The 23481-nt window shown below is 68.0% G+C and carries 19 protein-coding genes; 9 read left to right on the forward strand and 10 right to left on the reverse strand.

What is annotated here, in order from left to right; genetic code table 11:
- Window positions 1-40 precede the first annotated feature (40 nt).
- Both secA and OG394_RS17740 read right to left on the reverse strand, forming a co-directional pair.
- The gene (gene secA, locus OG394_RS17735) at window positions 41-2893 is read right to left on the reverse strand and encodes a preprotein translocase subunit SecA (RefSeq protein WP_328996490.1); all 2853 of its coding nucleotides are present in this window, start codon (window positions 2891-2893) and stop codon (window positions 41-43) included.
- A 202-nt stretch (window positions 2894-3095) separates the two neighbouring features.
- Complete coding sequence (locus OG394_RS17740) at window positions 3096-4319, reverse strand: winged helix-turn-helix domain-containing protein (protein ID WP_328996491.1); 1224 nt, start codon at window positions 4317-4319, stop codon at window positions 3096-3098.
- A 148-nt stretch (window positions 4320-4467) separates the two neighbouring features.
- Here OG394_RS17740 and OG394_RS17745 point away from each other — a divergent pair, with 148 nt between their 5' ends.
- Window positions 4468-5265 (forward strand): S1 family peptidase, encoded by a 798-nt coding sequence (locus tag OG394_RS17745; protein WP_328996492.1) that lies wholly within the window; start codon window positions 4468-4470, stop codon window positions 5263-5265.
- A gap of 242 nt (window positions 5266-5507) precedes the next feature.
- Window positions 5508-6320 carry a S1 family peptidase gene (locus OG394_RS17750; RefSeq protein ID WP_328996493.1) on the forward strand — a complete coding sequence of 271 codons (813 nt, stop codon included), beginning with the start codon at window positions 5508-5510 and terminating at the stop codon, window positions 6318-6320.
- A 65-nt stretch (window positions 6321-6385) separates the two neighbouring features.
- On the opposite strand, the gene hpf is transcribed toward OG394_RS17750, so the two are convergent.
- The 6 genes from hpf to mtrA all read right to left on the reverse strand — a co-directional run bounded on the left by hpf (window position 6386) and on the right by mtrA (window position 14524).
- On the reverse strand, window positions 6386-7024 hold the full coding sequence (gene hpf, locus OG394_RS17755) for a ribosome hibernation-promoting factor, HPF/YfiA family (protein ID WP_328996494.1): 639 nt from the start codon (window positions 7022-7024) through the stop codon (window positions 6386-6388).
- 180 nt (window positions 7025-7204) lie between these two features.
- Window positions 7205-7942 (reverse strand): ComF family protein, encoded by a 738-nt coding sequence (locus OG394_RS17760; RefSeq protein ID WP_328996495.1) that lies wholly within the window; start codon window positions 7940-7942, stop codon window positions 7205-7207.
- An 877-nt stretch (window positions 7943-8819) separates the two neighbouring features.
- The gene (locus OG394_RS17765; RefSeq protein WP_442914301.1) at window positions 8820-10085 is read right to left on the reverse strand and encodes an IS110 family transposase; all 1266 of its coding nucleotides are present in this window, start codon (window positions 10083-10085) and stop codon (window positions 8820-8822) included.
- A 253-nt stretch (window positions 10086-10338) separates the two neighbouring features.
- Window positions 10339-12093 (reverse strand): LpqB family beta-propeller domain-containing protein, encoded by a 1755-nt coding sequence (locus OG394_RS17770; protein WP_328996496.1) that lies wholly within the window; start codon window positions 12091-12093, stop codon window positions 10339-10341.
- Complete coding sequence (gene mtrB / locus OG394_RS17775) at window positions 12090-13736, reverse strand: MtrAB system histidine kinase MtrB (RefSeq protein ID WP_328996497.1); 1647 nt, start codon at window positions 13734-13736, stop codon at window positions 12090-12092. The genes OG394_RS17770 and mtrB overlap by 4 nt, the downstream gene beginning before the upstream one ends.
- Window positions 13737-13825: 89 nt before the next feature.
- Window positions 13826-14524, reverse strand: a complete 699-nt coding sequence (gene mtrA, locus OG394_RS17780) for an MtrAB system response regulator MtrA (protein WP_328996498.1) — start codon at window positions 14522-14524, stop codon at window positions 13826-13828.
- Window positions 14525-14653: 129 nt separating this feature from the next.
- On the opposite strand from mtrA, the gene OG394_RS17785 reads away from it, so the two are divergent.
- Genes OG394_RS17785 through OG394_RS17805 form a run of 5 tightly spaced genes read left to right on the forward strand, consistent with a single transcriptional unit; the run spans window position 14654 to window position 19734 of the window.
- A complete protein-coding gene (locus OG394_RS17785) occupies window positions 14654-15667 on the forward strand; it encodes a hypothetical protein (protein WP_328996499.1) in 1014 nt (337 codons plus the stop codon).
- A complete protein-coding gene (locus OG394_RS17790) occupies window positions 15664-16311 on the forward strand; it encodes a DUF4129 domain-containing protein (RefSeq protein ID WP_328996500.1) in 648 nt (215 codons plus the stop codon). Before OG394_RS17785 ends, OG394_RS17790 begins: the two co-directional genes overlap by 4 nt.
- Entirely contained in the window at window positions 16308-17462 is a 1155-nt protein-coding gene (locus OG394_RS17795; protein WP_328996501.1) for a DUF4350 domain-containing protein, read from the forward strand. The genes OG394_RS17790 and OG394_RS17795 overlap by 4 nt, the downstream gene beginning before the upstream one ends.
- The gene (locus OG394_RS17800; protein WP_328996502.1) at window positions 17459-18442 is read left to right on the forward strand and encodes an AAA family ATPase; all 984 of its coding nucleotides are present in this window, start codon (window positions 17459-17461) and stop codon (window positions 18440-18442) included. Before OG394_RS17795 ends, OG394_RS17800 begins: the two co-directional genes overlap by 4 nt.
- Entirely contained in the window at window positions 18442-19734 is a 1293-nt protein-coding gene (locus OG394_RS17805) for a DUF58 domain-containing protein (protein ID WP_328996503.1), read from the forward strand. The genes OG394_RS17800 and OG394_RS17805 overlap by 1 nt, the downstream gene beginning before the upstream one ends.
- A 322-nt stretch (window positions 19735-20056) precedes the next feature.
- On the opposite strand, the gene OG394_RS17810 is transcribed toward OG394_RS17805, so the two are convergent.
- Window positions 20057-20818, reverse strand: coding sequence for a DUF1206 domain-containing protein (locus OG394_RS17810; protein WP_328996504.1), 762 nt, complete (start codon window positions 20816-20818; stop codon window positions 20057-20059).
- A 47-nt stretch (window positions 20819-20865) separates the two neighbouring features.
- Entirely contained in the window at window positions 20866-21864 is a 999-nt protein-coding gene (locus OG394_RS17815) for a stage II sporulation protein M (RefSeq protein WP_328996505.1), read from the reverse strand.
- Between the two features lie 92 nt (window positions 21865-21956).
- Here OG394_RS17815 and OG394_RS17820 point away from each other — a divergent pair, with 92 nt between their 5' ends.
- Together OG394_RS17820 and OG394_RS17825 are read left to right on the forward strand one after the other, a co-directional pair.
- Window positions 21957-22784, forward strand: a complete 828-nt coding sequence (locus OG394_RS17820; RefSeq protein WP_328996506.1) for an RDD family protein — start codon at window positions 21957-21959, stop codon at window positions 22782-22784.
- Entirely contained in the window at window positions 22785-23441 is a 657-nt protein-coding gene (locus OG394_RS17825) for an AraC family transcriptional regulator (RefSeq protein ID WP_328996507.1), read from the forward strand.
- Window positions 23442-23481 lie beyond the last annotated feature (40 nt).

Raw genomic sequence — 23481 nt, forward strand, 5'->3', positions numbered from 1 at the left:
CCTCGATGAAAGGGACGGCGGGTCTTCTTGCAAGGCGAAATCAGTGCTGGTAGTGCTCCGACTGGGGGTCGCCGTGGCAGCGCTTGTACTTGCGGCCGGACCCACACGGGCAGACCGCGTTGCGCGGGGTGCCGGCGTACTCCAGGGCGCCACCCTCGACGGCGTCGGCGTGGGTCGACACCTCGTCGTCACCGTCGACCGTCGGCGAGGTGTACGTCAGCCGCTGCGGACGGCTGGACAGCAGACCCTTCGCCTGGATGCGCGGAGTGTCCTGCTGACGCGGCTCGACGTGGCGGCCGGGGAACTCGGCGACCGGTGCACCCGGCACCAGCACGTCCTCGACCTCTTCGGCGGGCACGACGTCCTGTACGTCGTCCTGGACCGGCTCGTCCTGCAGGTCGCTGACCGTGACCTCGAGGTTGAAGATGTACGCGACGGACTCCTCCTTGATGGACTCCATCATCGCGGCGAACATGTCGAAGCCCTCGCGCTGGTACTCCACCAGCGGGTCGCGCTGCGCCATCGCGCGCAGGCCGATGCCCTCGCGCAGGTAGTCCATCTCGTAGAGGTGCTCGCGCCACTTCCGGTCGAGCACGCTCAGCACCACGCGACGCTCGAGCTCGCGCATGGCCGGAGCGGACAGCGCCTCCTCGCGCCTCGCATACGCATCGTGCGCGTCCTGGGTGATGCGCTCGATCAGGAAGTCCTGGGTGAGGCCGGAGCGCTCGCCGCCGACCTCCTCGATCAGGTCCTCTTCGGTCAGCTCCGACTGGTACAGCGTGCGGAGGCCGGTGAAGAGCACCTCGAGGTCCCAGTCCTCGGCGAAACCGTCGGCGGTGGCGCCGACGACGTAGCCCTGGATGGTCTCGTCGAGCATGTCCTTGACCTGGTCCTGCAGGTCGGCACCCTCGAGCACGCTGCGGCGCTCCTTGTAGACCACGTGCCGCTGGCGGTTCATCACGTCGTCGTACTTGAGGATGTTCTTCCGGGTCTCGAAGTTCTGCGCCTCGACCTGGGCCTGCGCGGAGGCGATCGCCTTGGTGACGACCTTGTTCTCCAGCGGCACCGTGTCGTCCTCGTTGCGCGACATCGCCCAGTCGACCATCTCGCGCTTGAACAGGCGCATCAGGTCGTCCTCCAGCGACAGGTAGAACCGGGATTCGCCCGGGTCGCCCTGACGGCCGGAACGACCGCGGAGCTGGTTGTCGATCCGGCGCGACTCGTGCCGCTCGGTGCCGAGCACGTACAGCCCACCGGCGTCGCGGACCTCGACCTGCTCGTCCTTGACCTGCTGCTCGAACTGCTCCAGGACCTTCGGGTACTCCGCCTCATACTGCTCGGCGTGCTCGACCGGGTCGATCCCGCGGGCGCGCAGGTCCTTGTCGGCCAGGTGCTCGGGGTTACCGCCGAGGATGATGTCGGTACCACGGCCGGCCATGTTGGTGGCGACCGTGACCGCGCCCTTACGGCCGGCCTCGGCGACGATCGCGGCCTCGCGCGCGTGCTGCTTCGCGTTCAGCACCTCGTGCCGGATGCCGCGCTGCTTCAGCTGGGCCGAGAGGCGCTCGGACTTCTCCACGCTGGTGGTACCGACGAGGATCGGCTGGCCGGTCTCGTGCCGCTCGACGATGTCGTTCACCACGGCGTCGAACTTGGCGTCCTCGGTGCGGTAGATCAGGTCGCGCTGGTCCGCGCGCACCATCGGCTTGTTGGTGGGGATCTCCACCACGCCCAGGCCGTAGATCTTGCCGAACTCGGACTGCTCCGTCATCGCCGTACCGGTCATGCCGGCGAGCTTGTTGTACTGACGGAAGTAGTTCTGCAGGGTGATGGTCGCGAGGGTCTGGTACTCCTCCTTGATCTCGACCTTCTCCTTGGCCTCGATCGCCTGGTGCAGACCCTCGTTGTAGCGGCGGCCGTGCAGCGTCCGGCCGGTGTGCTCGTCGACGATCAGCACCTCGCCCTCGACGACCACGTAGTCCTTGTCGCGCTTGAACAGGTCCTTCGCCTTGAGGGCGTTGTTCAGGTAGCTGATCAGCGGGGTGTTGGCCGACTCGTACAGGTTGTCGATCCCGAGGTGGTCCTCGACCTTCTCGATACCGCGCTCGAGGATGGCGACGGTGCGCTTCTTCTCGTCGACCTCGTAGTCGGTCTCCGGGCGCAGCCGGTTCACCAGGTTGGCCATCTCGACGTACCAGCGCTGGCTGTCCTCGGCCGGGCCGGAGATGATCAGCGGCGTCCGGGCCTCGTCGATCAGGATCGAGTCGACCTCGTCCACGATGGCGAAGTTGTAGTCGCGCTGGACGCAGTCCTCGATCGAGGTGGCCATGTTGTCGCGCAGGTAGTCGAAGCCGAACTCGTTGTTCGTGCCGTAGGTGATGTCCTTCGAGTACGCCACCCGGCGCTCGGCCGGGGTCATCTCGGGCAGGATCACGCCGTAGTCGACGCCGAGGAAGTTGTACACCCGGCCCATCCACTCGGCCTGGAACCGCGCCAGGTAGTCGTTCACCGTGACGACGTGCACACCCTTGCCGGACAGCGCGTTCAGGTACGTCGGGAGGGTGCCGACCAGCGTCTTGCCCTCACCGGTGCGCATCTCGGCGATGTTGCCCAGGTGCAGCGCGGCGCCGCCCATGATCTGGACGTCGTAGTGGCGCTGGTGCAGCGTCCGCTTGGCGCCCTCGCGGACGACCGCGAACGCCTCGGGCAGGATCAGGTCAAGGGACTCGCCGTTGTCGACCCGCTGCCTGAAGTCGGCCGTCTGGCCGCGCAGCTCCTCGTCGCTCATGGAGACGAAGTCGTCCTCGATCGAGTTGACCAGCTTCGCGATGCCCTCGAGCCGGCGCAGGGTCTTGCCCTCGCCGATCCGCAGGACCTTGTCGACGATCTTCATCGTGGGGAGTCCACTCCTTGACTATTGCAGCCTTGTATACGGCGGGCGTTAGCCCCTCGGCCCAGGGCAGGGCAGAACGGCCGCCCGTCTGACGGGCGCAACCCATGGTACGGGGCGAGACGAGTCAACCCACCCCGCCCGCGTGAGTCGCCTCTCCTTGTCCCCACGCGCGAACCCGCCGAAAAGTTCCACGGACAGTCCGTCAGGCGGTGCGCAGCGCGATACTCAGGGCCGGCGCCAGGTCTCCACCCCCTGCCACCCGAACCGAATCGAGGCCCATCCACCCCGCCATTTGGACCAGCTCGGCGGCCAGCTCGTCCGGCGTCTCCAGCGGTGCCCCAGGCTCACCGTGCGCCGATTGGACCAGCAGCACGCCGCCGGCGCGATCCGCTTTCAGGTCGACCCTGGCCACCAGCCGATCCCCGAGCAGGAACGGCAACACGTAGTAACCGTGGACGCGCTTCTCCGCCGGGACGTAGATCTCGATCCGGTAGTGGAAGTCGAACAACACCTCCGCCCGGGTCCGCTCGAAGACCAGCGAGTCGAACGGGCTGACCAGCGCGCGGGTATTGACCCGTCGCGGCAGCTTCGCGTCGCGATAGAGGTACGCCGGACGCTTCCACCCCTCGATCCCGACCGGCTCGAGCTCACCCGACTCGACCAGTTCGCCAATCGCCTGCGCGGTAGCGGCCGGCGCCGTACGGAAGTAGTCCTTCAGGCATTGCGCTGTCGCCACCCCATGCGCCTTGGCCGCGATCAGCACCAACTGGCGATGGGCCTCCTCGGACGTCGGGGTAGGCGTGTTGACCACGGCGGACGGCAACACGCGCTCGGGGATGTCGTACATCCGCTCGAACTGCTGGTTGCGCTTGGCCACGGTGATATCGCCCGCGAAGAAGAGGAACTCCAGCGCGCGTTTGACGTCCGACCAGTTCCAGCCCCAGTTCGACTTGTCGCCACGCTCGATGTCGTCGTCGATCTCCCGCGCGGTGAGCGGACCGTTCGCGGCGACATCGGCGAGCACCTGTTTGACCAGGTCGGGCCGTTCCTTCGCGATCGTGCGCGGACCGCCCCAGGCCTCCTGATGCGCCCGCGCCATCCGCCATCTGAGCAGCGGATGCGTCTCGACCGGCACCAGCGAGGCTTCGTGCGCCCAGTACTCGACCATGCGCCGGGGCGCCTTGCCCGCGGCCTTGTCGAGCACTTCGCGCGGGTAGGGCCCGAGCCGCGAGTACAGCGGCAGGTACTGAGCTCGGCTGAGGACGTTGACCGAGTCGATCTGGATCAGCCCGATCCGGCTCAGGACGCGGGTCAGCGCCCGGCTGTCGGGCACCCCCTTCGGCCGTGGATCGGTGAAGCCCTGGGCGGCCAGCGCGATTCGCCGGGCCTGGGCCTGGGAGAGCACCTGAGTGGATGTCGAGGTCACCCGTCAGATTGTGCCGGGCGGCACCGACAAAATTTCGGCATAACTTGATTGTGACCGCAAGTGAAGGGTTGGGCACACGCCGTTGGCAGGACAGGCTGCTGCAAAGCCACGTCGCCCACGTGGCTCAGACAAACCTGGAGTGTGAGGCATGACAGGACGTTCCCGCGCAGGTCTGGCGGCCGCCACCTTGTTACTCGCGTCGATCGGCGCGATCGGTACCGCATCCGCCGCGGTCCCACCGGAGGTGCCGAAGGAGCGCATCGTCGGAGGTGAGCTGGCAAAGACCGCGGACACCCCGTGGGCCATCCAGCTGTCCAACAGCGGATCTCCCGCGCCCAACAAGGAGTACTGCGGCGCGACGCTGGTGAAGGCCAACAAGATCGTGACCGCCGCCCACTGCGTCACGAAGGCCATGGAGACGTACACCGCGATTCAGGGCCGTGACGACTTGTCGGACAAGTCGGTCGGCAAGGAATCGGCCATCTCGAAGATCTGGTTCGACCCGGCGTACGGCAAGGAGTCAGGCCACGATGTCGCCGTACTCACGCTGACGACGCCGTTCGAGGGCGTGCCGACGCTGGAGTTGGAGAAGAGCGCGGAGGCTGACGCGGTCGGCGCGGCCTCGATCGTCTACGGCTGGGGCGCCACCGAGGGCACCGGCCCGGAAGAGGTCTTCCAGAAGGTGGCTGTCCCGGTCCTCGGCGACTCCTACTGCGGCGAGGTCTACGCATCGCAGAACTACGTGGCGGCCGGCGAGATCTGTGCGGGTTACAAGGAAGGCGGCAAGGACTCCTGCCAAGGCGACTCGGGCGGCCCGCTCGTACTGAACGGCCGGCTCTTCGGTGTCGTCTCCTGGGGTATCGGTTGCGCGGACGCGAACAACCCCGGCGTCTACGCGGAGGTGGCCACTTACGCCACTGAACTGCAGGCCCAAATCGACAGCTGAGACGCAACCTCAGACAGCGAGGGCGCCGGCCTAACCCCCCGATGGGCCGGTGCCCTCGCACAGGTTCTCCAGAGGCCCGCGCGGGTTATCCCTTGCGGGGTTGTGATGGTGATCTGGCTGGGACACAGGCGAGCGGTGATCGAGATCTTGCTGAGGCCCGCAGTCGTTGGTTGGGCCGTCAGAGTTCTCGAACGACCGTTTCCCCCGCCCGGGGTGCGGCGTACCGTCCTGAGGAGTTCCAGATGACTGTGAGGCTTAGTTCCGCCCTGGCAGCGGGTTTGCTCGCTGCCGGCTCTATCGCTTCCGCCACCACCGCTGTCGCCGCCCCCGGACCGGACAATGTTGTTGTCAAGGGCAAGGACCCGCGCATCGTCGGTGGCACATTGGCCAAGACGGCAGACGCGCCGTGGGCGATCGTTCTCACGAACCCGGTCTCCCCGTCGCCCAACGACCAGTGGTGCGGCGCGACACTGGTGAAGGCCAACAAGATCGTCACGGCGGCGCACTGCCTCACCCAGCCGGTCAACACCTACACGGCTATCCAGGGCCGGGACGACCTCAAGGTGAAGAACGGCAAGACCTCCAAGATCAGCAAGGTCTGGAAGGACCCGCTGTACGGCAAGGAGCCTGGGCACGACGTGGCCGTCCTGACGCTGGCCAAGCCGTTCACCGGCGTACCGGTGCTGGCGCTGGAGACGAGTGAAGCTGCTGACGTGGAAGGCGCGAAGGCCGTCGTCTACGGCTGGGGCAACACGCAGGGCACCGGCCCGGAAGAGGTCTTCCAGAAGGTTGACGCGCCTGTGCTCGGCGACGCGTACTGCAGCGACGTCTACGCGGAGAACGACTACGTGGCCAAGGGTGAGATCTGCGGCGGCTTCAAGGAAGGCGGCAAGGACTCCTGCCAGGGCGACTCAGGCGGCCCGCTCGTCCTGAACGGTCGCCTGTTCGGTGTTGTGTCCTGGGGTATCGGTTGCGCGGAGGCCGGCCACCCGGGCGTCTACGCCGAGGTAGCCACCTACGCCAAGGCGCTGCAGGCTCAGATCGCCAGGAAGTAAAGGGGATCCGGCTCGCGTCGCCCACCTGTGTGCGACGCGGGCCGGACCTTTTCCCAGTCGGGCCTTTAGACGGACAGCCGGATGACGCCGTAGTCGTAACCGTGCCGGCGGTAAACCACACTCGGCAGGTTCTCGTCGGCATCTACGTACAGGTAGAAGTCGTGACCGACCAGTTCCATCTCGTAGAGCGCCTGGTCCAGCGACATCGGCTTCGCGCTGTGGGTCTTCTCGCGCACCACCAGCGGGCCGTCACCGGTCACGGTCAGCGATCCGACCTTGTGGGTCGGCACCGCGTTGTCATCTTCTTCTTCGGTCGCCAGCGCGGTGCCGTTGGCCGAACCGTTCGCCGACTGCATGGCCATGGCCTGCTTCAGCGACATCGGCGAATGAGCGCCACCCCGGTGCACCCGGCGGCGGTCGGCGGCCTTGCGGACCTGGGCACGGAGCCGGTCCAGGCTTACATCGAAGGCGGCGGACTTGCTCTCGCCGGTGGCCTCGGCCCGGACGATCGGGCCTCGGGTGTACATCGTGAGTTCCACTCTCATCGCACGATCGCTCTGTCGCGGGTTCTTCTCCTGGGAGACCTCTACTTCGCATCGCAGCACCCGATGATCGATTTTCTCGATCCGCGCGAGCTTTTCCTCGACGTACTGCCGGAAGCGGTCACTGACTTCGCAGTGGTGGCCTTTGACGACAACGTCCACGGAAACCTCCATCGATCGGCGATTCTTTTACGTCTTCGGACCCCGTTCTGTGCTCGCGGGCAGCCCGAAAAGCAAACACCCGCTCAACGGCCCGTCGGAGCCGGTGGTGAGGAATCCGGTCTGTCCGGTCCTGGACCACAACTGCTTCCGACAAGCCCCAGCGGGTGTCATGGGCCAACGCTAGTCCGCTTCTGGGGAAACCGGTAGGGAAGATCTCATGAACCGTCGCCGGGTCGCCGCCACCACGGCACAACCGAGCGGCGGTATTCCCGCCACACTGAGTGCGCGACACGCCTCCGTGAGCGTGGCGCCGGTCGTGATCACGTCGTCAACGGCCAGGATCGGTTGACTCGTCAGCCGTTCAGCCCAACGCGAACGCGCCCGGAAAGCGCCCGCCAGATTGGTACTCCGGTCCGTCGCGGTCAGACCGGCCTGGTCCGCCGGGCGCCGGACCACCCGCAGGACCGGCGCCACGCGAACGTCGTACCCCTCGTGGCGAAGGCGACGGGCTGCCGCGGCCGCGATCCGGCCGAGCGGGTCATGGCCGCGGGCGCGGATCCGGGCGCGCGGTGATGGCACCGGGCACAGCCACGCGGCCCGGCGCTCGCCCAGGCTGGCCCGTACGGCGCTCGCGAGGGCCTCCCCAAGCGGCCGGGCCAACTGGTACCGCCCGTCCTCCTTGTGCGCGAGCAACACCGCCCGCACCACCCCGTCGTACGCCGCACACGCCATCGGTGGCGCCAGCCCATCCGGCACCGGCTCAGGCCACGCCTCGAACGGCCGCGCCCGCAACACGGCCTGGCAATCCGGGCAGACGGCCACACCGGGTCGCTCGCAGCCCGCGCAGACCCCACCCAGCACCAGGTCCACGAACGGGGACAGCAACACGTCCCGCACCGACACCGAACCAACGATCACCTGCCCACCCCATCCCCCGCAACCCGCCCAACGCCCCCTGTGGATAACTGGCCCTCCTGCCGCATGTGTGGGTCACCAACACCGCCAACGCCAACGACGGTCGGACGCGAAATGCGCCTCCTGTGCCTGGTGCCGCTGCAACCTGCCGCGCGGACTCGCCGTACGGGCGCCACTTCCAGCGCAAACACGCCGCCTCGCTCGTCTCTGCACAGCGTGCCTGCGCGGTATGAACCGTCCGTACGGCGTGTGCGCGCGGTAAGTCGGGAAGGCCCGAGCGACTGGTGTGGTGACCGGGGTTCCTGCGCGGACTCGCCGCAGCGGACCGGGTGTTGCCGCGCGAATACCCCGCGCGGGGTCGGTCTTGCCGCGCAGGCACGCCGTGCCGAGGCGAGCGAGGCGGCGTTTTTGCGCTGGAAGTGGGGGGTAACGCGGCAGGTCGGACGCGGAGCCAGTGGCGCCGATTCGCATGCGGCCGGCGGCAAGAGGTGCGCAGCCGGAAACCCACTGACGCGACCGGAGAGCCGGATAACTAGCCCTCCTGTCTCCCGCGAATGGACGCGTCGTGACCTGACCACTCACGTCAGGACGGGACGTGGAGGACGGCCGTTCGAGCCGTACGTCGCGCAGTTCGCGTCCGACCGTGGCGAGGGTCGGGTGTTGCGGACGCGCAGGTCCACACGGTGGCCGATTTCGTCCCGGTCGGGCGTGTTTCGCGCCATCGTGTGGACCTGGCGGTCCGGCCGCTTCCTCTTGGTCCGCGCGTGGTCGTGTCATGACGCGAGGGTCAGAGGTGACCACTAGTCCGAAAATGACTGTGTTGGGGCGTGCGTGTGTTCCGGCGGAGCGCAGCGGAGCCGGGAGGTTGTGTGCTCGGTGGTCAGGCGACGGGTTCGAGGGTGACGTTGTAGCCGAGGGCTTGGAGTTGGCGGACGTGGTTGCGTCGTTTCCGTTCGGGGTTGATGCGGTTGTCGTAGAAGTCGGGGCCGAGGTCGTGGAAGTGGGCGTCGGGATCGGATAGCAGGTGCCAGACGATGACCAGGATGGAGCGGCCGACCGCGACGATGGCTTTCTTGCGGCCGCGGCGTCTGGCGATGCGCCGGTAGCGTTCGCCGAGGAAGGTGTCGGTTTTACCGGCGCAGACGGCGGCCTCGCCCAGGACCCGGGCCAGGTAGGAGTTGCCGTGGCCGGTGGCGCCGGTGCCTTTCTTCTTCCCGGCCGATTCTTTAACCCCGGGGGCGAACCTGGCCCACGACGCCAGGTGGCCCGGGGTGGGGAACCGGGTCATGTCGGTCCCGATTTCGGCGATGATCACGTGCGCGGTGACCCGCCCGATGCCGGGGATCTCATCGAGTCGTTCCACCGCCTCGGCGAAAGGGGCGATCTGGTCGCCGATCCTGTCTTCGAGGTCGGCGATATCGGCTTCGATCTGGTCGATCCGGGCCAGCATCTTGGCCAGCAGATAGGCGTGGTGGTCGGTGAAGTATCCGGTGAAGGCTTCTTCCAGGTCACCGATCTTGGCCCGCATCCGGGACCGGGCCAACTGCGCCAGCACCTTCGGGTCCCGCTCACCCCCGGCCAGCGCGGCCAGCATGTCCCGCCCCGACACCCCGAAAATGTCCGACGCGACCACCGACACCTTGATACAGGCATCTTCCAGCAGCTTCTCCACCCGGTTCTTCTCCGCAGTGCACGCGTTCACCAAATCAACCCGATACCGGGTCAGATCCCGCAACTGGCGGATCGGCAACGGCGGCACGAAACTGGCCCGCAGCATCTGCCGCTCCGCCACCTTGCACAACCACACCGCATCCAGCCGGTCGGTCTTCGGCCGACCCGGCAAATGCTTCACATCCTTGGCGTTCACCAGCCAGGTCTCCAACCCGGCCGCCTCCAGCAGATAGAACGGCGGCTTCCAATAGTCCGAGGTCGCCTCCATCACCACCCGCGACACCCCCAGCTCGACCAGCCGGTCAGCCAGCCGCAACAACGACCGCGTCATCGTCGAATACCGGTCCACCTCCTGCAACCGGCGCCCCGGCCGGCCCGGATCCGGAATCCGCACACAACACACCAACTCGGCCTTACCGATGTCCAGCGCCGCGACCCGCGCGATGATCTCCTCGACATCCTGCGTCTGCTCCAGCACCACAACCCACCTCCACACAACGCACCGGCAAACACGGTGCCCGCAGGAGCTGCAAGGATCCGGCGAATCTAGTCCGCGTGCTCAAAGGCAACACTGAAAGGCCCACAACGCAACTCCCGGCGCCCGACTCGCGGACGGCCTCAAACGAACCACAGTGATACGGCGTCAACGGGCACCACCCCAATTTTCAGCCCGGAACGGGCCGCCCACCAGAGCAGTGCCAGACTCGCGGGAGGAAAGGTGTGGGAGGTTAGCCGGGGTAGACGGGGTAGACGTTTTTGACGTTGTCGTCGAGGGGGTCGTCCCATTGGAGGTCGCGGGAGCGGCGTTGGAGGCGGCCGTCGTCTACTTGGAGGACGAGCAGGCTTTCGACGTTCGGGGTGGCGGCTACGGCGTGGACGGCGTGGGTGCTGACGCCGGCGACCGGGCCGGGTAGGGAGCCGTCGACGTTCACCTCGAGGGCCTGGGACAGCGCCTCGCCCTTGCTGCCGACCACCGTGACGCGCTCGGCCTTGGACCAGGCGGCGTCGACCAAGTCGTCGAGGGGTACCTGCAGGGAGTAGAACCCGGTCAGGGAGCGGCGGTTGTTCTCGCCGATCTTGACCCGGCCGATCCAGAGCGCGGACTTGCCGTCCTTGCGCACCACCGCCAGCACCCGGACGCCGTCGGGCGCGATCCGCAGCGCCTCCACGTCGTACCCGTTGAAGTCGGCCTGGACCCGGATCTGCTTCCTGTCCTTGTCCATCATCCAGACCTGCGGGTCGTCGTCGGCGTGATCCACGAACCAGAGGTTGCCGGCCCAGTCGAACGTCGGCCGGGTCACCTCACCCGAGGCCTGCAGGCGGGTCTCCTTCTCGCCCTCTTCCTTGCTCAGCCGGGCCACGATCACCTTGCCGCCGGTGACGATGGCACCCAGCTCGCTCTTCAGGCTGATCGCGAACGAGGTCGCGAAGAACGGTGACAGCAGACTGGCCTGGCCGAGCGGCTCCAGGGTGATCTCGCCCGAACCGTCCAGCCCGTTGAAGCGGTTGATCTTGCCCTGACGCAGAACGAACAGCTGGGTCAGGTTCGCCGCGGGAACGGACGGGTCGTAGGTGGAGAAGTTCTCGAACATCCGCTCGTCGTCGTTGCCCTCCTGCAGCGGTGCGCCCTGCACCGTGATCCGGACGGCGGACACCACCTGACGCAGCGTCCATGCGATCTGGGCGGCGAGCTGGTTCCGCTCGAGCGGGCCGACGTTCTTGACCGCGTCGTCCAGGTCGACGTTCGCGGCGCCGTCGGTGATGGTCACGTTGCGGACCAACTGGGTGTTCGGCGGGGCGGCGGACAGCACCGAGTCGCCCAGCCGGCTGGTCGGTCCCCGCAGCAGGGACTTGATCAGCAGGTGCGCGAGCTGGGCCTGCGACCGGCTGATCGGCAGGTAGATCGGATCCGGTACGAGCAGGTCGTTCGTGGGGTTGAGGAAGTACAGGTTGTACGGGTCGTAGTTCGTCTCGCTCAGGTTCTTGTCCAGGAAGACGCCTGGCGGCGGGGTGCTGATCCGCCACTCCCCGGCCGCGTTCTTAACCACCACGAAAGTGAAGGTGAGCTGCTCGCCCGGCGGGGCCGGACGCCAGGCACTGCGCTCGTCCAGAGTCGCCACCAGCGGCGCCGTCAGTTTGAAGCGGTCCGTGCTCGCGTTCACCGGCAGCACGACGCCACTGCCGGCCCGCGGGTCGTAGATCCTGGTCTGGCTGACATCCCAGGCGCCGGAGGCCTCGGGCGTCAGGTACTCCCTGGCGACGTTGAGACTGTCGAGGTTCGACATGGCCTCCATGAAGCCGCTGACCACCGCGGCCGGCGATGCGCCGGGCTTCGGCGGATCGGCGAGCACGCCGATTCCGCCCGGCGACGTGCTCTCGTTACTCGAGTTCCCGGATCTGACCAGGCCGCTGGTCGGCACGGTGGCGCATCCGCCCAGCAGCGCGACGGCCAGACCGGCCGACAACCAGGAAACGATTCTCACTGAGCACCTCCACCGTCACCGGTGAGCTTCTGGTACGGCGCGCCGACCTGGACCAGGCCGATCTCGGGCACCACCCGGCTCGCGTCCGGCGGGCGGGTCGGCAGCGGCGAACCGATCAGCGGTACGCCGGGCTGCCGCGGCAGGGTCAAGCGGAAGTAGGCGCCATCGCCGGGTGCACCCCAGGCGTCGAGGCGGCCGCCGTGCAGGCGCGCGTCCTCCAGCGCGATCGACAGGCCGAGACCCGTGCCACCGGTCGTCCTCGCCCGCGCCGGGTCGGCCCGCCAGAACCGGCTGAAGACCATCTCGGCCTCTTCGGCCCGGAAGCCGATGCCGTGGTCGCGGACGGCGACGGCGGCCGCGTCGTCGTCGGAGGCGGTGGTGATCTTGATCGGACGGCCCTCGCTGTGCTCGATGGCGTTGCCGATCAGGTTGCGCAGGATGCGCTCGATCCGGCGCGAGTCGACCTGGGCCCGGCACGGCCGCGGCATGTCCAGGACCATCTCGGCGCCCTTGCGCGCGAGCAGGGTCTCGTGGTTCTCCAGCACCCGGGCGACGACGTCGCGCAGGTCCACGTCCTCCAGGTCCAGGGCGGCGGCGCCCGCGTCGAACCGGCTGATCTCCAGCAGGTCGGCGAGCAGCGCCTCGAACCGGTTGAGCTCGTTCTGCATCAGCTCGACCGAACGGCGCGAGACCGGATCGAAGTCGTCCTTGGCCTCGTGCAGCAGATCGGCCGCCATCCGCACCGTGGTCAACGGCGTCCGCAGCTCGTGTGAGACGTCCGAGACGAAGCGGCGCTGCAGCCGGGACAGCTCCTCGAGCCGCCGGATCTGCTGCTGCAGGTTGCTGGCCATCTTGTTGAACGAGACCGCCAGCCGGGCCAGGTCGTCGGTGCCGCGGACCTGCATCCGCTCCTCCAGCCGGCCGGCCGCGAGCCGCTCCGCGATCCGCCGGGCCATCCGCACCGGCGTGACGACCTGCCGGGTGACCAGCCAGGCGACCGCGCCGAGCAGCAGCACCAGCAACAGGCCGGCCGTGATCAGTGCACGCTGTACGACGCCGAGCACCTCGGCCTGCGGCGTCAACGGGAACAGCAGGTACATCTGGAAGCGCTCGTTGGTGCTTTCCATCCGCAACTGCGAGCCGACCACCAGACCGGGCTCGGCCGAACCGTCCTGGTACCTGATGGTGGTGTAGGTGTCGTAGAGCTTCGTGGGGTCGGCGACGACCGACGACCGCAGCACCTGCGGCACCGAGTCAGGGTCGACGTCACCGCTGACCCGGGTCGCCTGGGTACTCGACGAGACCGAGTCGATCGGCGCCACCACGGCCTTGAAGGTGCCGCCGTTGGTATTCGAGAGCAGCCGGGTCAGGGCCCATTTCGCGTCCGGGGCGTCACCCGCGTTCAGCTCGGCCTGGGCGCTGGTGACCTGGGCCGCGGCCTCGGCGTACGCGGTGTCGCGACGGGATTCCAGCACGCCGTCGGTGACCTGCGACATCATCACCCAGCCGACCAGGAAGACCACCACGGCCGACATCAGCAGCGTGCCGGTAACGATCCGGGCCTGGATCGAGCGGCGCCAGAAATCCGGCCAGTGCTTGGGCGACGTACGCCAGATCGGCTTCGGGTAGGCGTGCCAATCCACCCCGGTGGCGATCTGCTCGACGGGTTCCAGTTCGGAACCGGTCGCGGCCGCGGGGGTTGGCTGTGACGCGTTGTCGCGCCCGTACTCGATCAGTCCGCACCCGCCTTGTAACCGACACCACGGACCGTCACGACGATCTCGGGGTGCTCGGGATCCTTCTCGATCTTGGACCGCAACCGCTGGACGTGCACGTTCACCAGCCGGGTGTCCGCGGCGTGGCGGTACCCCCAGACCTGCTCCAGCAGGACCTCACGGGTGAACACCTGCCACGGCTTGGAGGCCAGGCAGACCAGCAGATCGAACTCCAGCGGGGTCAGCTGGATGGTCTCGCCACTGCGCTTCACCGAATGCCCGGCCACGTCGATGGTCAGGTCACCGATCGTCAGCGACTCCGGTCCCGGCTCGTCCAGCCGCCGCAGCCGCGCCCTGATCCGGGCCACCAGCTCCTTGGGCTTGAACGGCTTGACCACATAGTCGTCCGCGCCGGATTCCAGCCCGAGGACGATGTCGACCGTGTCACTCTTCGCGGTCAGCATCACGATCGGTACGCCGGATTCGGCCCGGATCGCCCGGCAGACGTCGATTCCGTCCATCCCGGGCAGCATCAGGTCGAGTAACAGCAGATCCGGCTTGAACTCACGGAACGCCCCGACCGCCTTGTCTCCGGTGGCCACCAGATGTGTCTCGTAGCCCTCGTTGCGCAAGACGATGCTGAGCATCTCCGACAACGCCAGGTCGTCGTCGACGATCAGGACACGCCCTCGCGTCGCCCGGTTACCTTCAGCCACGCCCAACTCCTTGCCGGTTTCTGTTGTCACACGTTCGACTGCCAGTGTCCCATTCGGCACCACCAAATGCCGGTTGGCACCCCGGTGAGTGATCATGGACCACACACAGCCGAGGGGTAGGGACCAAGCGTGGCGCCAGACGGTATCTCCGAGAGCGAGACGTTCTCCGAGCCGCTGCGTCCTTGGTTGCCCGTGGATCTGCTCGACAACGCCGCGCGGACCATATCGGACAACAAGACCATCATGCTCGGTCTGCCCGTAATCGCTGGCATCGGTCTCACCGCGGTGCAAGTCGGTCTGACCCAATTGGCGGTGCCGGGCGGCCTGGCCGGCTTCTTCGAGGCGGACGATCCGTTCGGTTTCGGCGGTCTGCCCGTGCTCTTGATGTACGCCGCCCAGGCCATCCTCTTCACGATGGTGGCGAGCATGCTGAGCGGCATCGTCGCGCTGGCGGCGGTGCGCAGCCAGCTGGGCCGTCGGCTCGGCGCGCGCGAGCTGCTCCGCCTGGTGCGGCCGGCCCTGCCGTCGCTGGCCGTTGTCGGTCTGGTGCAGTCCGTGGGCTTCGCGTTGCTCGCGGCCGGCTGGCTGCTGGCCTTGTTCGGCACCGCCGCGGGCGCCGAATCGGCAACGAACGGCGCGATCGCGGGGCTGGTCGCGCTGGCGCTGATGGCGACGGGCGCCCTGATCGCGGTTCTCGTGGGCATCCGGATCTCGCTGGCCGGCACCGTCGTACTGCTCGAGGGCAAGCACGCACCGGATATCGGCCTCTACATCCCGGCACCGGTGGGCATCATCGGTTCGCTGAAGCGGTCCTGGTATCTGGTCCGCGGGCGCTTCTGGCGGGTCTTCGGCATCTTGCTCTTCGCCGGGCTGGTGATCTACATCGTCAGCAACGCGATGCAGCTCGGCATCACCCTGCTGATCGGCGCGATGGCCGGCTGGAGTGGCGCGACCGAGGGTGAGGCCGGCGCGGTGGCCGTCACGATCGCGCTCGCCGCTGCCGCCGGCGCCGCCGCCGTACTGACCACCATCGCCAGCCTCGCCTTCATGTCGGCCGTGCAGGCGCTGATCTACCTCGATCTGCGGGTGCGTCGCGAAGGCCTCGATCTCTGGATGCGTCCCTCGTTGAAGGGTCCCCGATGAACCTTCCGCTCGAACCACCGATCGACATCAGCCGCGACCAGGCCGCCGAGGAGGCGCGTCGCGAGCTGTCCAAGCCGTTGTACAGCCAGGACGAGTCGATCTTCACCCGCGCGCTGAACAAGCTGCTGGACTGGATCACGGACGCCTTCGGTGAGATGGCCATGCGCGCGCCGGGCGGTAACAAGGGCCTGCTGATCCTGCTCCTGCTGGTGATCCTGGTCGTGATCGTCATCGTCTGGCGCGCGGGCGTGCTACGTACCACCCGGGCGATCAAGCAGGAGGCCGTCTTCGACACCGGGCGGATCCGGTCCGCCGCGGAGTACCGGGCCGAGGCCGAGGCGGCCGCGGCGAGTGGCCAGTTCGGTCCGGCCGTGCGGGCGCGGTTCCGGGCCTGCGTGGCGGAGCTGACCGAGCGCACGATCCTCGACGACCGCCCCGGCCGTACGGCGTATGAGGTGGCCGCCGACGCGACCAAGGCCATCCCCGAGCTTTCGTCTTCCCTGCAACCAGCGGCTGAGGTCTTCGCCGAGGTCGTTTACGGGAGCAGGACTCCGACGACCGAGCGGTACGGCGTGGTGGTGGCCGCGGATGAGGCGGCCCGCAAGGTCTCCACCCGGTCGATGCTGAAGGCAACGGCCGGATGAGCGCGACCGTGGAGCAGACGTCGCTCGAGCGGACCGGCGGTGAGATCTGGCGCTCGCTGCGCAAACCGCTGCTGATCACCGTGGTCATCGTGGTGGGCGTGATGGTGCTGTTGATCGCGAACGGCGCCCGCACCACTGGACCCTTCAGCCCCGACTCGGCCAAGCCGACGGGCGCTCGCGCCCTCGCCACCCTGCTCGAGGACCACGGCGTGAACGTGAATCCCACGGCCGAGCTGTCGGACGCCGTCGTCAACGGCTCCGGCCGGACGTTGCTGGTGGCACCGGGTGGTGCCGTCGATCGGGACGACTGGCAGCGAATCGCCAACGCCGGTTGGGATCACCTCGTGCTGGTCCAACCCTCGCGAGCCGCGCTGGAGGTGCTCGCACCGGGCGTGACGAACACGAACAGGCTCAGCGAGGACAGCCGTGCCCCGCGCTGCGATCTGCCCGCGGCGACCAAGGCCGGTACGGCGACCATCTCCGGTACGGCGTACTCCGCGCCCGCGGACGCCATCGGTTGTTACGGCGACGGCATTCACCACAGCATGGTCCGGCTCGAGGTTTCGTCCCGGACCGTCGACGTGCTCGGTTCGCCTCGGTCGTTCGACAACCAGGGCCTCGCGACCGACGGCAACGCGGCGTTCGCGCTGAACCTGATCGGCACGAACCAGGAGCTGGTTTGGTACGTGCCCGGCTTCGACTCGTACCAAGGTCCTGACGACACCGAGGGTGATGACCCGGTGGTGCCGGTGGAGACGCGTTACGTCGCCTGGATGCTGGCCTTCGCCATCGGCGTACTCGCGTTGTGGCGTGGCCGCCGCCTCGGTCCGGTGGTGGCCGAGCCGCTGCCGGTGATCGTGCACGCGGCCGAAACCACCGAAGGCCGCGCGCGCCTCTACCGTCGTTCCCGGGCTCGCGATCGGGCGGCCGACGCGTTGCGCGAATCGGCCCTCGGTAAGTTGCGCCGGGCCCACGGCATCGGCCGGCGGACCGATCCGCACGCGGTCGTCGCCACCATCGCCGCCCGGACCGGCCGTGACCCGGTCGCCCTGAACTACCTGCTCTACGGGCCGCCACCGCCCGATGACGCCACGCTGCTCGCCCTTTCCCGTGAACTGGATGTACTGACCCAGGAGGTTCGACGCCCGTGACCGAAAGTCCCACCACTGATGTGGTCTCGCCGGAGCGGGCCCGGCAGGCCCTGATCGACCTCCGCACGGAGATCGGCAAGGCCGTTGTCGGCCAGGATGTCGCCGTCAGCGCACTGGTCCTCGCGCTGCTGTGCCGCGGCCACGTGCTGCTCGAAGGCGTCCCTGGTACGGCGAAGACGCTGATGGTCCGGGCGTTGTCGATGGCCATGCGGCTCGACACCAAGCGGGTCCAGTTCACGCCGGACCTGATGCCCGGTGACGTCACCGGTTCGCTGGTCTACGACGCGAAGACCTCCGAGTTCGCCTTCCGTCCCGGGCCCGTCTTCACCAACATCATGCTGGCGGACGAGATCAACCGGACGCCACCGAAGACCCAGGCCGCGTTGCTCGAGGCAATGGAAGAGCGCCAGGTCACCGTCGACGGCATTGCCCGGCCGCTGCCCATTCCGTTCGTCGTCGCCGCCACGCAGAACCCCATCGAGTACGAGGGCACCTACCCGTTGCCCGAGGCGCAGCTCGACCGGTTCCTGCTCAAGGTGACGCTGGACATCCCACCACGCGATGCCGAGATCGCCGTGCTCGCACGCCATGCGAAGGGGTTCGACCCGCGCGATCTGGCCGCTGCCGGGCTCAAGCCCGTCGCCGGGCCGGAGGATCTCCTGGCCGGACAAGCCGCCGTACGACGCGTGGCCGTTCGGGAAGACGTCCTGGCGTACATCGTCGACCTGTGCCGCGCCACCCGGCAGTCGCCGTCGCTGCAGCTCGGGGTGTCCCCGCGTGGCGCGACGGCCTTGCTCGCCGTGTCGCGGGCGTGGGCGTGGTTGTCGGGCCGGGACTACGTGATTCCCGATGACGTGAAGGCGATGGCCCGGCCGGCGCTGCGGCACCGGGTCGAGGTTCGTCCGGAGGCCGAGTTGGAAGGTGTCACGTCCGACGCGGTGCTGGAGAGCGTGCTCGCCACGGTGCCGGTTCCCCGCTGATGGTCGTCACCGGCAGGGCCGCGATCGTCGCGCTGGTCGGCGTGCCGTTCGTGGCTTTCGTCATGCCTTCGTGGGGCGGCGTCGGCGTCGTACTGGCGTTGCTGCTCCTGCTGGTACTTGTAGACGTGTTGCTCGCCGGATCGCCTCGCAAGTTGCAGTTGAGCCGTGAGGGCGACACGTCGGTTCGGCTCGGCCACCAGGCCACGGTGACGCTTCTAGTTGGTAATCCCGGTCGTAGCGTTCGCGGCGTTTTGCGGGATGCGTGGCCGCCGTCGGCCGGTGTACTCGACTCAAGGCACAAGCTGGACCTGGGCTCGGGCGAACGCCGTCGGCTCACCGTACGGCTGGTGCCGACGCGTCGAGGCGATCGAGAGGCCACACGCGTCACTGTGCGGGCAATCGGTCCACTGGGTATCGCAGGACGTCAGGGTTCGCACCGAGTGCCTTGGACGGTTCGGGCGCTTCCGCCGTTCAACAGCCGCAAACACTTGCCGTCACGGTTGGCCCGGCTCCGGGAGCTCGACGGCCGTACGGCGTTGCTGGTGCGCGGCCAAGGTACGGAGTTCGACTCGTTGCGGGACTACGTGCCCGGGGACGACGTACGCAGCATCGACTGGCGTGCGACAGCCCGTCGTTCGGGTGTAGTCATCCGGACGTGGCGGCCCGAGCGGGATCGCCAGGTGGCCATCGTGATCGACTCTGGCCGGTTGTCGGCGGCACGAGTCGGTGACGCGCCCAGGCTCGACCATGCGATGGACGCGGCCCTCCTGTTGGCTGCACTCGCCACACGCGCCGGTGACCGGGTGAGCTTGCTGGTATGCGATTCCGCCGTCCGAGCCGACGTACGACGTGCTGCGCCGGAGGACGTGCTGCCGTCGTTCGTAAACGCTCTAGCGACTGTGGACGCCGAGCTGGTCCAGACGGACTTCCGGGCGGTCGTGTCGAACGTACTCGGCCGTCTGCGCCAGCGGTCGCTGGTAGTACTTCTGACCGGCCTAGAGCCTGCCGTGGTGGAGGAGGCACTACTGCCGGTCATCAGCCCACTGTTGAAGCGCCACCTCGTCGTACTGGCGTCAGTCGCCGACCCACGCCTCGCGGAACTAGAGGCGTCCACTGCCGACATCATCGAGGTGTACGGCGCTGCCTCGGCCGCCCGCACCAGGCTCGACCGCGAACGCGTCACGGCCGTACTGGCCCGTGCCGGCGTCACCGTCGTCGACGAGGACCCGGAGAAAATCGCCCCGGCCCTCGCCGACACGTACTTGGCCCTGAAGAAGGCCGGCCGTCTCTGACCTAGGAGGTCGTACATGCAGGAGCCCGCGCAAGTTTTCGCGTCGCTGATGGTGTCGGACGGGCCCAGGCCGGAGCTGGCGGAGGCCTTCGCGGCGAGTGGCACTTCTCGTGGGCGCTGGACGGGAGGGCTGTCGCGGACATCTGGATCACCCCGAGCCGCGAACGCCGCCCGATCGACGGAGACGGCGAGTGGGGCCTGTCCGTCCGCATCTACGACCCAGAGCTGGCCGCGTTCCGCTCAACCTGGCTAGGCCCAAAGGCGGCCTTCGTAATGCCGTTCATTTCCTTCCTCGGCCCGGTTTCGCGATCTCCCCGAGTCTTTCACTTCTTCGCGTTGCGGGCCCAGACGAAGCAGTAGACGCCGAAGCAGGCGATCCCAAGAGCCATCGCCGTCAGCAGCCCCGTACCGAACGGCTGGCCTTTCAAGGTCCGCAAGGCAGTGTCGAGCCCGCCCGCCTTCGACGGCTCATAGGTGATCGCCGCCCACGCGATGAGCCCGCCCACGATGAGCAGGGCCGCACCCTTCACGCCGTACCCGATCCGCCCGAGCAGGATCGTGCCCGACGAGACGCCTCCGGTCAGGTCCCGGGTGAACTGCCTCGTCACCGCCTTGTAGAAGTGGCGTCCGGCCACCGCGATGACCACCAGCCCGGCCAGGCCGACCAGGATGCGCCCGGGCGTCTCGGCCATCAGGCGCGCGCTCAACGTCTTCTGCCCTGCCTCATTCGAGCTCGAACCACCCGAGCCTGTTGCGACGCGGAGCGCGCTGATGCCCAGGGCCAGGTAGACCACGATCCGGCCGGCGGCGGACCATTTGCGCTCTCCGAAGGCCAGCTCGAGGCCTTGCCAGATGACCAGTGAAAACAGGCCGATCGCGACTACCCAGAGCAGGATGCCCCCGAACGGCGTATCGGCTAGCTCGCGCATTGCGCCTTGCTGCGACGCCTCCTCACGACTGCCACCCCAGGCCACTTGCAGGGCGAGCCAGGCAATGAGCAGGTGTACGAGGCCGTACGCGAAGAGGCCGACCGTGACCGACGCTCGGTAGGCCGGGTTGGTGCGCGCTTGCTGGACGGACTTCATCTTTCGGACGATCCACGTCGGACGTGCTCCGGGCAAGCCCTCGCACGTCAGGTGGCGAGGGGCGCGGACGCTTCCCGGTCGATGGCCTCGATATCGCCGTACTCGCCGGCTCGAACGGCACGACGGCCCAGGGTCCATACGTAGACCAGGAAGGCGACTTCAGCGAGTACGCCGATGCCTACGCGGAACCAGGTCGGCAGTGGTGCCGGTGTGACCATGGCTTCGATCAGCCCGCTGATGAGCAGTACGACGGCCAGGCCGATCGCCATCCCGACAGTGGCTCGACCGGTTTGGGCAAGGGCCTGCATCCGCGTCCGCGCTCCTGGCACCACCCAGGCCCACCCGAGGCGTAGACCGGCCGCACCCGCCACGAAGACGGCAGTGAGCTCCAGCAGTCCGTGGGGCGTGATGAGGCCGAAGAACACGTCTGACTTGTCGTGGCCGATCATGATGCCTGCCATCAGTCCGAGGCTTACTGCGTTCTGCCAGAGCAGCAGGGCCGTCGGGATGATCAGGATGCCCAGGGCCAACGCAGCGGCCGCAAGGGTCGCGTTGTTCGTCCAGACTCGTAGGGCGAAGTCCTGGGCCGGGTTCTCCGAGTAGTAGCTGGCGAAACTCTCGTCGACGATCTCCTGGATCTCCGCAGGCGTCGCCACCGAGCTGAGGACCTCAGGCTTGGTGATCACTCTCCAGGCGATCCAGCCCGCTACGAGGTAGAAGGCCAGGCCGATGGACAACCACCAGCGTCTAGACGCGTAGAGGGCGGCAGGGAAGCTCACAAGGAAGTAGCGCGAGATATCCCGCCACACCGGAGCCTGGACGCCAGTGACGGCTCCACGCGCGTCAGCGATCACTCCGGACAAGCGGCCGATTGTGACCGGGTCGGCGCCTGCGGCCCGCAGTGCGGACAGGTGCGTGCCGACGCGCTGGTAGAGCGAAACGAGCTCGTCAGCCTCGGCACCGGTCAGCTTGCGCTGTGCCCGGACTAGCGCGGCCAGGCGATCCCACTGCGGCTGGTGGACCGATACGAACGCCTCGACGTCCATACGTTCCCCCTTCCCGTCCCCCGGGTGGATCCCGGCGCTGGCAGACTATCCAACGCGGGTGTCGCACTAGCGAGCCTTGGGAGGGGAAACGGATGTCGCAGCTTGTCACGGGGGAAGCGGTTGTCCTCCAGGTTCGGCTCGCCCGGATGCCCACCAGGTCACTGGCCACGGCCATCGACGTCGCTCTACAGCTGACCGCGCTCGGTCTGTTGCTGGCGGTGCTGCTGATCTGGCTGTTCACCGGCGCCAGTCCCGCCCTGGCCGCGGCGGTCATCGTCTTCGTGGTGCTGCTGGTGATGGTCGGCTACCCCACCGTGATGGAGACACTGACCCGCGGGCGCACGCTGGGCAAGATGGCGCTCGGGCTCAGGGTGGTGCGCGACGACGGCAGCTCGATCCGGTTCCGGCAGGCCTTCGTCCGTTCGCTGATGTGGCTGTTCGTCGACTTCGCGCCCTGGTTCGGGTGTTGCCCGGGCATCGTCGCGAGTGTGATGAACAAACAGGGCAAGCGCCTCGGCGACATGGTCGCGGGCACCGTGGTCATCCGCGAGCGGCACCAGCCGATCCCCTCGCCACCGCTGTTCGTGCCCGGCCACCTGGTCGAGTGGGCCCAGTCGCTCGAGCTGTCCCGGCTCACCGACGACCTGGCCAACACGTCGCGCGAGTTCCTGGCCCGCTACACCGAGCTGGAGCCGGCGGCCCGCGAGGCGCTCGGCAACGCACTGGCGTACCGCGTCAACGAGGTCACCGCGCCAACCCCGCCGATCCCTATCTCGGCCCCGGCTTACCTCTCCGCCGTACTGGCCGAACGCCGCCGCCGCGACGTGAACCGGCTCGAGGCCCAGCGCCGCTTCTACGCCCAGCCGCCGAGCCCCTTCGGCCACCGCTCGGCGTACGGCACGCCAACCCAGCAGTTCTAGATGACTTGGGTCGGGCAGACGCGGCAGACGCCGGGACAGCTGCGATTCACCGGCACTCTCGGCAGTACCGGCCTACACGCGCACGCCGCGATCCAACTGCTACACATCCGCACCGGCCACGTCGTACTGCGTGACGCCGCTGGGCGCGAACAAGCCGTCACGGACGCCGCCGCCATCCCTACCGGCGCGGCGCACGAAATCGTTGCCGTACCCGGCACGACCGGCACCATCACCTACCTCGATCCTGACAGCTCACAAGGCGCCGCGTACGCCGCTGCCCTGTCCGATGATCCGGCCAGCTGGACCAGCGTGCCGCCACCCCAGCCATCGGCAGTGGAACTCAATCCGGCACTACGCCGAGCACTGCAGCTGGCGCCACAACACCTCCACGGGCCACTACTGCTCACCGAGCTCGCCCAGCTGGCAGGGATATCGGCGACCCGCCTCGGGCACCTGTTCACCGACGAACTCGGCCTCACCTATCCCACCTGGCGACGATGGGCCCGGCTTCAGCACGCCCTGGCCGAGGTCACCGCCGGAGCATCGCTGACCACGGCAGCCCACGCCGCGGGGTTTGCCGACAGCGCCCACCTCACCCGCTCATGCCGCGCCATGTTCGGTATCAGCCCGAGCCAAGCCCTCGCGGCCACCCGCTGATCAGCAGATCTGTTCAAGTCCAGCGGGCGCCCTGGGAACC

Origin of the sequence: Kribbella sp. NBC_01245 (assembly GCF_036226525.1) — a bacterium.
Taxonomy (GTDB): Bacteria; Actinomycetota; Actinomycetes; order Propionibacteriales; family Kribbellaceae; genus Kribbella.